General features: G+C 70.1%; 12 protein-coding genes. 8 read left to right on the plus strand and 4 right to left on the minus strand.

All coding sequences use genetic code 11. The features are described 5' to 3' along the window. Positions 1-20 precede the first annotated feature (20 nt). The 4 genes from QFZ27_RS05245 to ubiG form a co-directional block, all read right to left on the minus strand. Entirely contained in the window at positions 21-977 is a 957-nt protein-coding gene (locus QFZ27_RS05245) for an NAD-dependent epimerase/dehydratase family protein (RefSeq protein ID WP_429225036.1), read from the minus strand. Then, entirely contained in the window at positions 965-2,107 is a 1,143-nt protein-coding gene (locus tag QFZ27_RS05250; protein WP_429225037.1) for a glycosyltransferase family 4 protein, read from the minus strand. Before QFZ27_RS05250 ends, QFZ27_RS05245 begins: the two co-directional genes overlap by 13 nt. A gap of 119 nt (positions 2,108-2,226) precedes the next feature. Then, the gene (locus QFZ27_RS05255) at positions 2,227-3,129 is read right to left on the minus strand and encodes an NAD-dependent epimerase/dehydratase family protein (protein ID WP_429225038.1); all 903 of its coding nucleotides are present in this window, start codon (positions 3,127-3,129) and stop codon (positions 2,227-2,229) included. Beyond that, positions 3,126-3,875, minus strand: coding sequence for a bifunctional 2-polyprenyl-6-hydroxyphenol methylase/3-demethylubiquinol 3-O-methyltransferase UbiG (gene ubiG / locus QFZ27_RS05260; protein ID WP_429225039.1), 750 nt, complete (start codon positions 3,873-3,875; stop codon positions 3,126-3,128). The genes QFZ27_RS05255 and ubiG overlap by 4 nt, the downstream gene beginning before the upstream one ends. Positions 3,876-4,036: 161 nt before the next feature. On the opposite strand from ubiG, the gene QFZ27_RS05265 reads away from it, so the two are divergent. The 8 genes from QFZ27_RS05265 (at position 4,037) to QFZ27_RS05300 (ending at position 14,156) form a co-directional block, all read left to right on the plus strand. Continuing rightward, positions 4,037-5,257, plus strand: a complete 1,221-nt coding sequence (locus tag QFZ27_RS05265) for an aspartate kinase (RefSeq protein ID WP_429225040.1) — start codon at positions 4,037-4,039, stop codon at positions 5,255-5,257. A gap of 13 nt (positions 5,258-5,270) precedes the next feature. Then, positions 5,271-7,553: a phosphoenolpyruvate--protein phosphotransferase gene (ptsP, locus tag QFZ27_RS05270; RefSeq protein ID WP_429225041.1), complete on the plus strand. Its 2,283-nt coding sequence runs from the start codon at positions 5,271-5,273 to the stop codon at positions 7,551-7,553. Between the two features lie 152 nt (positions 7,554-7,705). Further along, positions 7,706-8,878, plus strand: coding sequence for a helix-turn-helix domain-containing protein (locus QFZ27_RS05275; RefSeq protein ID WP_429225042.1), 1,173 nt, complete (start codon positions 7,706-7,708; stop codon positions 8,876-8,878). Positions 8,879-8,984: 106 nt separating this feature from the next. Next, the gene (ispG, locus tag QFZ27_RS05280; RefSeq protein ID WP_429225043.1) at positions 8,985-10,124 is read left to right on the plus strand and encodes a flavodoxin-dependent (E)-4-hydroxy-3-methylbut-2-enyl-diphosphate synthase; all 1,140 of its coding nucleotides are present in this window, start codon (positions 8,985-8,987) and stop codon (positions 10,122-10,124) included. 76 nt (positions 10,125-10,200) lie between these two features. Continuing rightward, positions 10,201-11,280, plus strand: a complete 1,080-nt coding sequence (gene prfA, locus QFZ27_RS05285) for a peptide chain release factor 1 (RefSeq protein ID WP_429225044.1) — start codon at positions 10,201-10,203, stop codon at positions 11,278-11,280. Beyond that, positions 11,277-12,182 (plus strand): peptide chain release factor N(5)-glutamine methyltransferase, encoded by a 906-nt coding sequence (prmC, locus tag QFZ27_RS05290; RefSeq protein WP_429225045.1) that lies wholly within the window; start codon positions 11,277-11,279, stop codon positions 12,180-12,182. Before prfA ends, prmC begins: the two co-directional genes overlap by 4 nt. Positions 12,183-12,329: 147 nt before the next feature. Next, entirely contained in the window at positions 12,330-13,514 is a 1,185-nt protein-coding gene (locus QFZ27_RS05295; protein ID WP_429225046.1) for a DUF4167 domain-containing protein, read from the plus strand. A gap of 120 nt (positions 13,515-13,634) precedes the next feature. Then, positions 13,635-14,156: a PRC-barrel domain-containing protein gene (locus tag QFZ27_RS05300; protein WP_429225047.1), complete on the plus strand. Its 522-nt coding sequence runs from the start codon at positions 13,635-13,637 to the stop codon at positions 14,154-14,156. The last annotated feature ends 12 nt before the right edge of the window (positions 14,157-14,168 follow it).

Raw genomic sequence — 14,168 nt, forward strand, 5'->3', positions numbered from 1 at the left:
CTGGCACCGGACCGTCGCGACTAAGCGATCTGACTGACGGGGAGGGGCTCGGTTCCGAGGGTCTGCTGCACCAGGTCGCGCAGCCCGTCCTCGAGCGACCATTTCGGGGTCCAGCCCAGCGCCGAGCGGATCTTGCCGGTGTCGGCGGACAGCGACGGGCGGTCGAACTTGCGGAACTGCTTCTTGTCCTCGACCACCGGCCGGGGGTCGCCGACCAGGCGCCGGATGATCTCGACCACGTCGCGCACCGGCGTCGGCACCGACGAGGCGACGTTGAACACCTCGAATCGGCCGGTGTCCTGGAACAGCGCGGCGATGGCGGCGTCGGCGATGTCGGCGATGTGGATGAAGTCGCGGGTGGCGCCGAGATAGCCCATGCGGATCTCCGGCTCCGACCGGTCGCGCATGCGTGCCAGGGCGTCGGGGATCAGATGCGGGTTGGTCTCGCCCGGGCCGAAGGCATTGGCGAAGCGCAGGGCCACGCCGGACAGCCGGTCGTTGGTGCGGGTGGCATAGGCCAGCAGGTGCTCGCCCAGCAGCTTCGACAGGCCGTATGCGTTGACCGGGGCGGGCTGGTCGGTCTCGCGATGGACCCGGTCGACCGCGGCGTAGACGTCCATGGTCGAGGCGAAGACGATCTTGCGCGCCGGGGTGCGCTCGAGCGCGCGCAGCACCAGCTCGGTGCCCCGGACATTGGTGGCGAAGGTCTCGTCCGGGTGGCTCATGCAATACGGGATGAAATGGATCGCGGCGAAATGGATGGCGCCGTCCGGTTGGAATTCCTCGGCCACCTCCATGAGCTCGGCGCTGCTGCAGGTGCCGAGGTTGAGGCGCTTGAGCACCGCCTCCTCGGGCAACGAGCTCTCGCGGCCGAAGGACAGGTTGTCGACCGCCAGGATCTCGTGACCGTCGCGCGCCAGGCGCCGGGTGATCTGACTGCCGATGAACCCGGCCGCGCCCGTGATCAGAATGCGCATGAACCCTGAACCTTAACCTTTGAAATTCCGGCCACGGTCCGGGCCTCGATCTCTTCCGCGAGCACCTGCCAATCCAGCTCGTCGGCGCGATCAAGTCCGTGCCGGGACAGTTCCTCCCATCGGTCGGCGGCGCTGATCAGCCCGCCGGCGAAAGCCTCGATCTCCGGCTCGGTGACGACGCCGCAGCCGTAATGGTCGACGACGTCACTGGTGCCGTTCTCCGGGAAGCGCGCGGTCACTGTCGGCAGGCCGCTGGCCATGGCCTCGGCGACAACGCGGGGAAAGCCCTCGCGCCGGCTCGGGATCGCCAGCAGCCTGGCCCCGCCCAGCAGGTCGATCTTCTGCTGCTCGCTGACCGGGCCCAGGATCCGGATCTGCCCCGCGGCCGGCGAGGCCGCCGCATGGGCGCGCAGCGCCGGCATGTCGGGGCCATCCCCGGCGATCACCAGCGCGTCGCCGCCCAGCGCCCCGGCTTGGTTGTGACCGGCCGTCTTCAGCCGGGCGAAGGCGTCGATCAGGAAGGCCAGGTTCTTATGCGCGGTGATGCGGCCCAGATACAGGATGTCGCGGCGCTCCGCGGCCGGCAGGCTGCGATAGGCGGACCGGCGGATGCCGCTTGGCAGGTAGAACACCGGCCGGCCGGAGAGGGCGCCGATGTGGTCGCACACGGCCAAGCCTACGCCCATGTTCTGCCCGCTCAGGCGCGGCAGCATCCACTGCATGAAATGATAGAAACGGGCGTCGCGCACCTCGCACCAGTCGACGATGGCGCGCTTTCGGGCGCTGCGCGGCGCGAAGGCGATGTGGGCCAATGGCCATTGGTTGAACAGGCTGAGGTCGAAGCTGCGCGTCTTGAGAACGCTTCGCACCCAGGTTGCATATTTTAGTATGGTGATCGGATTTCGAGGCAATACACGGGATAGCGGCCGTTGATAGTGCTCGTCCACCGGAAAGCGATGGACTTCAATGCCGCCCAGAGTTTCCCGTTCCAGCAGATCTCGCCGATGCGCGATACAATATACCGAGACATTGTGGCCGCGCTCCCGAAAGACTTGCGCAAGTTCGGCAAAGCGAATTTCCTGCCCGCCAATGCTCGGAGGATACAATTCGGTAAAAATCCCGATATTCATCCCTGCTCACCAGCGAAGGCGCACAATATAGCATGTGCTAAATTTTTGAACTCATGAACAAGAATTAGATAGCACAGGGCGGACTGGCGGCAACAACAAATTCCACGGCAGAGGCGCCGTCAGCCTCCTTTCGGCTCGGCTTCGGATCGGCGCGGCCAAGCATCGAGCCACAGCTGCTCAGCCAGGGCCTCGCGGAAATTATGCTGCGGGGCATAGCCGATCGTCCGTCGTGCCGCGTCGATTGCGTAGACCCGGTCGATCGCGGCCGGCAGCCGCCAGCCGAGCTGCCGGTAGGCCCCTTCGACGAAGGGGTGGTGCCGGCGCAGCGCCAGCAACGGGTCCCGGCGCAGCTGTCCGCAATCCTCCGGCGTGAATGGGCTGGCGGCAGCGATGTTCAGCACGGCGGTGTCGCCGCCAGGCCGTTCCGCCGCCAGGATGTGCGCCGCCGCGACGTCGCGCAGGTCGACGCCGCGATACAGCCGGTCGTTCACCGTCGCGTTCGCCGGCGCCGGGAAGAACCGGCCGCAGCGCAGGATCAGGCAGCCGTCCGGGAAGGATTCAGCAACCGCCAGAACCAGGGCTTCGGCGTCGCGCTTGCTCTCCTCATAGGGCGTCTCCGGTGCCGCCGGCAGCGCCTCGGTCACCCAGGTCGCGGCGTCCGCGGACCGAATCGCGCCGCCATACAACGCGGTGGTGCTGGTCAGCACCAGCCGCCGCACCCCGGCGTCGCGCGCTGCGGCGATCACCGCCTCGGTGCCGCCGACATTGATCCGCCGGATCTCTCCAGCCACGGTGGGCGCCGCCGGCCCGCCGTTCAGCCCGGCCGTGTGGATCACGGCGCGGGCGCCGCGAAAGGCCCGGCGCAGGGTCACCCCGTCCAGGATGTCGGCGCGATGCGTCACGGTCGGCGCCTCGGCCCGGTCGATTCCCGCCACCGGCCCGGTCCCTGCAATGGAACCGCAGAGCAGCGAGGTGACGATGCGGGAGCCGAGATAGCCGGCGCTACCCGTGACGACGATCATCCCGGCCTGGCCGCGGTCAGGATGTAGTTCACCGCCAGATGGTGCGGCGCCAGCCGCCAGCCGCCGCCGCGCGGGTCCGGTACCATGCCGGCGATGTCGCTGACCTCCAGCCCGGCCCGGCGCAGCGCCGCCGCCAGCTCGTGCGGCTTCAGGAACTTGCGCCACTCATGGGTGCCGCGCGGGATGACCCGCAGCAGGTGCTCGGCCCCCAGGATGGCGACGGCCCAGCTGCGGCGGGTGCGGTTCAGGGTCGACATCACCAGCGTGCCGCCCGGCCGCAGCAGCGTCGCCAGGGCCTGGCAGAAGGCATCGACATCGGCGACATGCTCGACGATCTCCAGCGCCAGCACCGCGTCGAAACGGACGCCGGACGCCGCGAGATCCTCGGCGCTGCTGCAGCGGTAGTCGATGGCGAGGCCGGATTCGGCGGCATGGGTGCGGGCGACGCCGATCGCCTCGGCCCCGGCATCGACTGCGGTGACCGTGGCGCCCAGCCGGGCCATCGGTTCGGACAGCAGGCCGCCGCCGCAGCCGATGTCCAGGATCCTGAGGCCGGACAGTGGCTTCGGCGCCAGCGGGTCGCGGCCCAGCCGGGCGCAGATCCGGTCGCGGATATAGCCGATGCGCAGCGGGTTCATCCGGTGCAGCGGGCGGAACTTGCCGTCCGGGTCCCACCAGTCCGCCGCCATCGACTCGAAGCGGGCGATCTCGGCGGAATCGATCGTCGCCGCCGGGCTTTGCGCCATGAAGAAGGGTCCTCGTCTCTAAACCTTGCATCGCCGACAGCGCCGCCGCACGGGGGACGTTGCGTCGGTCTCGGCGACGCAGTATGGGTAGCGGGCCTCGCGGCCGCAATGCCGGCATTCCGGCCCGCGGCGCCCCTGTCACTTCAAACCCGCGGCGGCCGATGGCGCGCATTGTTCAGAAGTTTGGCGGCACGTCGGTCGCCGATGTCGAGCGGATCAAGAACGTCGCCCGTCGGGTGCAGGCGGAGGTCGCGCGCGGCAACCAGGTCTCGGTCGTGGTGTCGGCGATGTCCGGCGTCACCAACCAGCTGGTGAAGCACTGCAACGACATCTCGCCCTTGCATGATCCGCGCGAATACGATGCGGTCGTGGCCTCGGGCGAGCAGGTCACCTCAGGCCTCCTGGCGCTGGCGCTGCAGGAGATCGGCCTGCCGGCGCGGTCGTTCCAGGGCTGGCAGGTGGCGGTGCACACCGACGGCTCGCACGCCAAGGCCCGCATCCTCGACATCGACGCCCGGCTGCTCGAAGAGTCGCTGGCGCGCGGCGAGGTGCCGGTGATCGCCGGCTTCCAGGGCGTCTCCGATGCCGGCCGCATCACCACGCTGGGCCGCGGCGGGTCCGACACCTCGGCGGTGGCGCTGGCCGCCGCGCTGAAGGCGGACCGCTGCGACATCTACACCGACGTCGACGGCGTCTACACCTGCGATCCGCGGATCGTGCGCAAGGCGCGCAAGCTCGATAAGATCACGTATGAAGAGATGCTGGAGATGGCATCGCTCGGCGCCAAGGTGCTGCAGACCCGCTCGGTCGAGATGGCGATGAACCATCGGGTCCGGGTGCAGGTGCTGTCCAGCTTCGAAGATGTGCCGGGAACCCTGGTGGTGGACGAGGACGAGATCGTGGAGAAAGAGGTCGTCAGCGGGATCGCGTACAGCCGGGACGAGGCGAAGATCACCGTGGTCCGCGTGCCGGACCGGCCCGGCGTGGCGGCGGCGATCTTTGGGCCGCTGACCGATGCCAACATCAATGTCGACATGATCGTCCAGAACATCTCCGAGGACGGCCAGGCGACGGACCTGACCTTCACCGTCGGCAAGGCGGATCTGGAGCGCGCGGTCAAGGTGCTGTCGCAGCACAAGGACACGCTGGGCTACAGCCACCTGATCCCGGACGAGAACGTGGTCAAGATCTCGGTGATCGGCGTCGGCATGCGCAGCCATGCCGGCGTCGCCCAGCGCATGTTCAAGGCGCTGGCCGAGAACGGCATCAACATCCAGGTGATCTCGACCTCGGAGATCAAGATCAGCGTGCTGGTGGCCGAGCAGTACACCGAGCTGGCGGTTCGCGCCCTGCACACCGCCTACGGCCTGGACAAGGCCTGATGGAGCGGGCCTGATGACCCGGCCGGCGGGCGGGCCCGCCCCGGGCATCGGGCCGTCGCGCCGCCTCCTCGCCCGCCTGCGCGACGTCATGGCGGGGTCCGGGACCGCGCAGTCGCGACTCGACAAGATCGTCAAGCTGATCGCCGCCGAGGTGGTGGCCGAGGTCTGCTCCTGCTACGTCTCCCGCCCAGGCGACGTGCTGGAGCTGTTCGCCACCATCGGCCTCAACCCCGACGCGGTGCACCGCACCCGCCTTCGGGTCGGCGAAGGCCTGGTCGGCGAGATCGCGGCGACGGCGCGGCCGCTGGCCATCGCCAATGCGCCGACCCATCCGAAATTCGCCTATCGCCCGGAGACTGGCGAAGACCCCTACGAATCGCTGATGGGCGTGCCGATCCTGCGCGGCGGCAAGGTGCGCGGCGTGCTGGTCATCCAGAACCAGATGAAGCGCAACTACTCCGAGGACGAGGTCGAGACGCTCGAGACCATCGCCATGGTGGTGGCCGAGCTGATCGTCGGCGGCGAGATCGCACGGCCGGGCGAGGTGGCCAGCCCGACCGCGGTGTCGCTGCCGGCCCGGCTGCACGGCGTCGCCCTCAGCGGCGGGCTGGCCCAGGGCCTGGCCGTGCTGCACCGGACCCAGATCACCGTGCGCCAGATGGTCGCCGACGACCCGGTGGTGGAGCTCGAGCGCTTCCGCCAGGCGGTCGAGCACATGCACCGCTCGATCGACGACCTGGTGGCCGACCACCGCGCCGTCGGCATCGGCGAGGGCGGCGAGATCCTCGAGACCTACCGCATGTTCGCCGAGGATCGCGGCTGGCTCAGCCGGATCCACGAAGCGATCGACACCGGCCTGTCGGCCGAGGCGGCGGTGCAGCGCGTGCAGAACGACATGGCGGCGCGCATGGCCCGGGTCACCGACCCCTATCTGCGCGAGCGCCTGGTCGATTTCGACGACCTCGCCAACCGCCTGCTGCTGCATCTGGCCGGCCACAGCTCGGCCGCGGCGCTCGGCACCCTGCCGGACGACATGGTGCTGATCGCCCGCGCCATCGGCCCGGCCGAACTGCTCGACTACGACCGGCGCAAGCTGCGCGGACTGGTGCTGGAGGAGGGGTCGGCCACCAGCCATGTCGCGATCATCGCCCGCGCCCTCGACATCCCGGTGGTCGGCCGCTGCGTCGAGGCGATGCGGCTGATCGAGCCGCTCGACCCGATCGTGGTCGACGGCGACCACGGCAACGTCTTCGTCCGCCCGTCCGAGGACGTGATCGAGACCATCACCAAGGCGATCCAGGTCCAGGCCGGGCAGCGCAAGGTCTACGCCGAGGAGGCGCGGCTGCCGGCGGTGACGCGCGACGGCACCGCCGTGTCGCTGATGCTGAACGCGGGCCTGCTGTCCGACATGCCGCATCTCGACGCGGTCGGCGCCGACGGCATCGGCCTGTACCGCACCGAGATCCCGTTCATGGTGCGGTCGGAATACCCCAGCGTGGCCACCCAGACCGACCTCTACGCCCGGGTGATCGACCTGGCCGAGGGCCGGCCGGTGGTGTTCCGCACCCTCGATGTCGGCGGCGACAAGCGGCTGCCCTATTTCGCCGAGATCGACGAGGACAATCCGGCGCTGGGCTGGCGCGCCATCCGCATCGGCCTCGACCGGCCGGCGATGCTGCGCCAGCAGCTCCGCGCCCTGATCCAGGGCGCGGCCGGGCGTCCCTTCGGGGTGATGTTCCCGATGGTGTCCGAGGTCACCGAGCTGGACGCCGCCCGGGCGCTGTTCGACCGCGAGGTGGCACGCGCCACGGCGCAGGGCACGCCGGTGTCGGACGAGATCACCGTCGGGGTGATGCTCGAGGTGCCGTCGCTGCTGTGGCAGCTCGACCAGGTGCTGCGCGCGGCCGATTTCGTCTCCGTCGGCTCGAACGACCTGATGCAGTACCTCTACGCCGCCGACCGCACCAACACCCGGGTGGCACAGCGCTTCGACACGCTGTCGCCGGGGCTAATCGCCGCCCTGGCCGAGGCGGCGGCACGCTGCAACGCCGCCGGGCGGCGGATCAGCCTGTGCGGCGAGATGGCGTCGCGGCCGATCGAGGCGATGACGCTGCTCGGCCTGGGATTCCGCACCCTGTCGATGCCGGCGACCTCGATCGGCGCAGTCAGGACTATGGTCCGCAGCCTGGATCTCGGCGACTTCTCGCGCTGGTTGTCCCAGGTCCGCGCCAATGCTCGCGGTTCGCTGCGCCCCGCCATTCGCGCCTACGCCCTAGACCATGGCGTCGCAATATAGTGCGGCGAGTCTCGGATTCGTTTTGCTGTGCCGCCGGAATCGTCTTAATAAAGATTGTCGCCTCGGTCGTGGGGGAGTGGGCCTCGACATCATGACAGGGCGACGTACTTTCATTTGTAACAATTCGCTCAGCACAAAGCGGCTCGAACAAGATGGCCCAGAGCAATCGGAAACATCTCGCCGTGGTGCATGAGGCCGCGGACTCCCCAGACAACCCTGTCGCTGCCGGGGCGGTGGATCACGTGATCGACATGAACGCACCGGTCGGCCAGATCCTCGCCCAGGCGCGCGAGATCGCCGGCTACAGCCTGTACGACGTGGCCGCGGCGCTGCGCATCCGGCACGGGCTGCTGCAGGCGATCGAGGACGGCCGGCACCAGGACCTGCCCGGTCCGGTCTATGCCATCGGCTTCGTCCGCACCTATGCCGAGTTCCTCGGCTTCGACGGCGACCAGGTGGTGGCCCGTTTCAAGCGCGAATCCACCACGGTCGAGAAGAAGCCCGACCTGGTGTTCCCGGCGCCGGTGCCGGAAGGCAGCCGCATCCCCGGCGGCGCGATCCTGATGATCGCGGTGCTGATCGGTGGCCTTGCCTATGCCGGCTGGTACTACCTGTCCTCAGCCAACCGCGACGTGGCGGCCGAGATCGCGGCCTTGCCGTCGCGCTTCGCGGCGCTGCTCGACGGCGGCACCACCACCGAGCCGAATCCCGGCCCGGTGGTGCAGCCGGCCGCCCCGAACAGCGGTCCCAGCCTGCAGGCGGCAGCCCCCGCGGCCGAACCCGGCCCCGGCGAGCGCATGACCGCCGGCCCGATCGTGCCCGGCCCGACCGCGCCGGCCGGCACCCCGGCCCTGCCGCTGCCGCCGGCCGCGCCGGTCCAGACCGCGGCGGTGCCGCCCGCCACTGCAGTTACGGCCGCGCCCCAGATCGCGCAGCAGCCCAGCCAGCCTGTGCCGGCGACCCAGCTGCCGGCCACCATGGCCCTGGCCGACCGGCCGCTCGGCGCTGCCTTGGCGAATGAGCCGCCGGCGCCGCAGATCCCCGGCCCCGGCGACAGCCGCATCATGCTGCGCGCCAGCGCCGACAGCTGGGTCCAGATCCGCGACCGCCAGGGTGGGCTGGTGATGACCCGGGTGATGGCGGCGGGCGAGACCTATGCCGTGCCGCCGCAGGACGGCCAGCGCCTGACCACCGGCAATGCCGGCGGGCTGCAGGTCGAGGTCGACGGCACGCCGGTGGCGTCGCTCGGCGGCCCCGGTCAGGTCGTGCGCAACATTGCACTCGACCCGCAGAAGCTGCGGGGCGCGCCGGCCGCAGCCAATTGAGCGGGGCCGGCTGCACATGGTCGCATTGCCGCCTGCCGGATTGCGGGATCGGCGTGAAAGGGCCATGTTGTCGCGCAACGAACGCCGCATCACCTAAGGTCACGTCATGAGCGCCGTCCGCGCCTATCGCCAGATTCAACGCCGGAAGTCCCGCCTGATCCATGTCGGCAAGGTCCCGGTCGGCGGCGATTCGCCGATCACCGTCCAGTCGATGACCAACACCCGGACCACGGACATCCAGGGCACGATCGACCAGATCCGGGCGCTCGAGATCGCCGGTGCCGACATCGTCCGCGTCTCCTGCCCGGACGAGGAATCGAGCGCGGCGCTGAAATACATCGTGCCGGAAGTGACCGTGCCGATCGTCGCGGACATCCATTTCCACTACAAGCGCGGCATCGAGGCGGCCCAGAACGGCGCCGCCTGCCTGCGCATCAACCCCGGCAACATCGGCTCGAAGGAGCGGGTGGCCGAGGTGGTGCGGGCGGCCAAGGACCATGGCTGCTCGATGCGGATCGGCGTCAATGCCGGCTCGCTGGAGCGTGAGCTCTTGGAGAAGTACGGCGAGCCCTGCCCCGAGGCGATGGTCGAGTCGGCGCTCAACCACATCCGCATCCTCGAGGACCACGACTTCTTCAACTTCAAGATCTCGTGCAAGGCGTCGGACGTATTCCTCGCCGTCGCCGCCTACCAGGCGCTGGCCGAGGCTTGCGACTACCCGCTGCACATCGGCGTCACCGAGGCCGGCGGCCTGCGCAGCGGCACGGTGAAGTCGTCGGTGGGCCTGGGCATGCTGCTGTGGTCCGGCATCGGCGACACGGTCCGCGTCTCGCTCTCCGCCGATCCGGTGGAGGAGGTCAAGGTCGGTTTCGACCTCCTGAAGTCGCTCGGCCTGCGCCACCGCGGCGTCAACATCATCTCCTGCCCGTCCTGCGCCCGGCAGCAATTCGACGTGATCAAGACCGTCGAGGTGCTGGAGCAGCGGCTGGCCCACATCACCACGCCGATGACCGTCTCGGTGATCGGCTGCGTGGTCAACGGCCCGGGCGAGGCGACGATGACCGATATCGGCTTCACCGGCGGCGGCAAGGGCACGCATCAGGTCTACATCAACGGCCTGCCGAACCACCGGCTGAAGGACGAAGGCATCGTCGACCACCTGGTGTCGCTGGTCGAGGACAAGGCCAAGCAGATCGAGGCCGAGCGCGCCGCCGCCGAGGCGGCCTCGGCCCAGGCGGCGGAATGATCCTGCGTCTGCGAGAGCGCTAGCGGGCCTGTCGTCCGACTGATCGACCGGCCCGTTCCCTTGATTTGAGCCTTCCGTGCATCTCGACGAAAACCTGAACCGCGTCCTGTCCCGCGTGGCCGAGCTGCGCGACGGCATGGGCACCGGCAAGCTGACGCCGGAGCAGTTCACCGCCTATTCTAAGGAATATTCCGAGCTCGAGCCGCTCGCCGAGGAGATCGCGGCGCTGCATCGCGGCCGGGCCGAGCTGGCCGAGCTCGAGGCCATGGCCGCGGCCGAGACCGATCCGGAGATGAAGGCGCTGGCGCAGGAGGAGCTGTTCGCCCTGCGCGACAGCCTGCCGGCGCTGGAGCGGCGGGTGCAGGTGCAGCTGCTGCCGAAGGACGAGGCCGACGACCGCAACGCCATCCTCGAGGTCCGCGCCGGCACCGGCGGCGACGAGGCGGCGCTGTTCGCCGCCGACCTGTTCCGGATGTACCAGCGCTATGCCGCGATCCGCGGCTGGCGCTTCGAGGTGCTCGACATCGCCGAGACGCCGCTGGGCGGCTACAAGGAGGCGTCGGCCGAAATCAACGGCCGCAGCGTCTTCGCCCGGCTGAAGTTCGAGAGCGGCGCCCACCGCGTTCAGCGCGTGCCGGAGACCGAGACCCAGGGCCGCATCCACACCTCCGCCGCCACCGTGGCGGTGCTGCCGGAGGCGGAGGAGGTCGACATTCAGATCGACGACAAGGACCTGCGGGTCGACGTGTTCCGGGCCCAGGGTGCCGGCGGCCAGCACGTCAACAAGACAGAGAGCGCGGTCCGCATCACCCATCTCGCCACCGGCATCGTGGTGGTGATGCAGGACGAGAAATCGCAGCACAAGAACCGCGCCAAGGCGATGAAGATCCTGCGCGCCCGCCTGTACGAGACCGAGCGCGCGGCCAAGGACGCGGTGCGCGCCGCCGACCGCAAGAGCCAGGTCGGCTCCGGCGACCGGTCGGAACGGATCCGCACCTACAACTTCCCGCAGGGTCGGGTCACCGACCACCGTATCAACCTGACGCTGTACAAGATCGAGAAGGTGCTGGCGGGCGAGGCGCTGGACGAGCTGGTCGAGGCGCTGATCGCCGAGGACGAGGCCGCCCGCCTCGCCGCCCTTGCCGACCGGCCGTGAGCTCTCGCGCCCCGAAGATCGCCGAGGCGCTGCGCGACGGCACCGCCCGGCTGGCCGCCGCCGGCATCGACAGCGCCATGTCCGACGCCCGCCTCCTGCTGATGCACGCCCTCGGCATCGACCGCACCGGCCTGCTGTTGCGTGCCGCCGAGCCGCTGCCGCCGGCGTCGGCCGCGCACTATGCCGGATACCTGGCCCGCCGGGCCGCGCGCGAGCCGGTGTCGCGCATCCTTGGGCATCGCGAGTTCTGGAGCCTCGATTTCGTGCTCGGCCCGGCGACGCTGGACCCACGGCCGGACAGCGAGACCCTGGTCGAGGCGGCGCTGGCAGCCGTGCCGGACCGGCCCCCCTCCAATCGACCGCTGCGCGTGCTCGATCTCGGCACCGGCACCGGCTGCCTGCTCCTGGCCGTGCTGCACGACCGCGCCGCCGCCTTCGGCATCGGCGTCGACCGCAGCGAGGCCGCGGCGCGGGTGGCGCGGGACAATGCGCGCGCCCTGGGCCTGGCGGACCGCGCCGGCTTTCTGGTCGGCGACTGGGCGACGGCCCTGGCCGGCCGCTTCGACCTCGTCCTGTCCAATCCGCCCTATATCCCGGATTCCGACATCGCGGCGCTGGAGCCCGAGGTGCGCGAGCACGACCCGCGCCTGGCCCTGTCCGGCGGGGCCGACGGGCTCGACGCCTACCGCTCCCTGGCGGCGGCGCTGCCGGATCTGCTGGCGCCCGGCGGCACGGCGGTGATCGAGCTGGGCATCGGCCAGGCGGCCGAGGTGGCGGCGCTGTTCCGCGGCGCGGGGCTTGACATCGCCGGTACGCCGCACGATCTCGCAGGCATACCGCGTTGCTTGGTTGCAACGTTGGGGACGAAAAAAGCATTTGGCCCGACGCCGGATTGCCGTTAGGGTCCCTTATTCCGTCATTTCCGGGCTTGACCGCTTGAGGCGGCCGCCATTCCGGCGCCGGAAGCGACGATGACGCTGGGCCCGGCCGCATCAGGCGGCGGCGAGGGACGGCAGCGCGGCAAACAGCGATCTGCAGAAGCAAGGCTGATGAGACCAGGACCGAATTCGCGGCGTGCGCGCGGCAGGAACGGCGGCGGTGGTGGCGGCGGGGGCAGCAGCGGTGGTGGCGGTGGCCAGCAGCGCCGGCCGAACGCACTGCCCAACCGCAACCAGACCATCGACAGCAATGGACCGGACATCCGCATCCGCGGCAATGTCTTCCAGGTCTATGACAAGTACATGGGGCTGGCGCGCGACGCCCAGGCATCGGGCGACCGCGTCATGGCGGAGAACTACCAGCAGCATGCGGAGCACTATGTCCGCATCATCAACGCCATGAACGAAGCCTACGGCGCGCCGCAACATCAGCCGAGCCAGGACAACGGCCGCGACCAGCCGGGCGTCGATTCCGACTACGATCCGCTGACCAGCCCGCCGCCGCAGCAGCAGCCGCAGCGCCGCGAGTTCGAGGCGCGCAACGACGGCGGCGACCGGCAACAGCGGCGGGACTACGAGCCGCGCAACGAGGGCGGCGACCGTCAGCAGGGCCGTGACTTCGAGCCGCGCGGCGAGGGCGACCGGCCGCAGCGCCGCGAGTTCGAGGGCCGCGGCGACGACCGCCAGAATCGCGACCAGGGCTTCCGGAACCGGGAGCAGGGGTTCCGCGAGAACCGCGAAAATCGTCCGCCGCGCGATCGCGACCAGGGCTTCCGCGACCAGAATCGCGACCAGGGGCAGGGCCGCGAGGAAGGGCAGCGCGACCGGTTCCGCGGCCCGCGCGAAGGAGGCCGTCCGGACTATCGTGGCGACCGGCCGCAGCCGCCGGATCTGAACGCGCCGCAGCCGCACATCCCGAGCCCGCTCGATCCGGCCCCGATCGACAACCCGGCTTCGGCCAGCTTCGGCGCCGACCCACGGGACCAGGAAGACAGCGGCCTCGACACCGAGCTTGCCTTGCCGGCCTCGATCGTCGCCCGGCCCCGACGTGGCCGTCCGCCGCGGACGCCGGCCGCGGCCGACGCGATGCCGTCGGACCAGCAGCCGGCCCCCGCCGCTCCGGTGGCTGCGGCGCCTGCGCCGGTCCAGCCGCCGCAGCCCGAGGCCTCGGCGCAGCCGGGCCTGCCCGGCGTTGCGGCGGATGAGGCCCCGGCCGCGCCGCCGAAGCGCCGGCCCGGCCGGCCGCGCAAGGTGAAGGTGGAGGACACCCCCGCCGAGCCGTCCAGCGGCGAGTAAAGTTTCCGATCCGAATCGAAAGCCCGGCGCTCCGCCGGGCTTTCGTCGTTTCGGGGGAACCGCCCAGCCGGACCTCCTGTTGCTGAGGTATCTCCATGAGATCCTCGAGGAGGACCGATCATGCGCAAGACCTTGATGGCAGCCGCCTCCGCCGTCGCCCTGCTGGCCCTGCCGGCACTGGCGCAGACGACGACGCAGCAGCCCCCCGCCGATACGACCGCTCCGGCCACCAGCGCTCCGTCAGCGGCCGCCACCTCCACCACGGTCCCGGAGGGGCAGCAGCAGCTCCCGGACACACATATGCTCGGCTCCGACCTGATCGGCGCCAGCGTCACCAACGCCAATGGCGATTCGATCGGCAAGACCTCGGACGTGCTGGTCTCCAAGAACAGCAAGGCCGTGGATGCCGTGGTCATCGATGTCGGGGGCTTCCTCGGCATCGGCTCGAAATCCGTGGCCATTCCGCTCGACAAGCTGACCATCGGCGCCCGGCCCGATGAGGGCGTGAAAACGGCCATGACCAAGGAGCAGCTGGAAGCTCTGCCCGCTTTCGAGGGCCGCAAGGCCGAAGAGCCGCCGCCGGCGGCGCCGGCCACCGGCACCACGGGCGGGACCACCGGTACCACCGGTTCGGGCGGCTAAACGCCCGGCTGA

Origin of the sequence: Inquilinus ginsengisoli (assembly GCF_050434925.1) — a bacterium.
GTDB classification, from domain to species: Bacteria; Pseudomonadota; Alphaproteobacteria; order DSM-16000; family Inquilinaceae; genus Inquilinus; species Inquilinus ginsengisoli_B.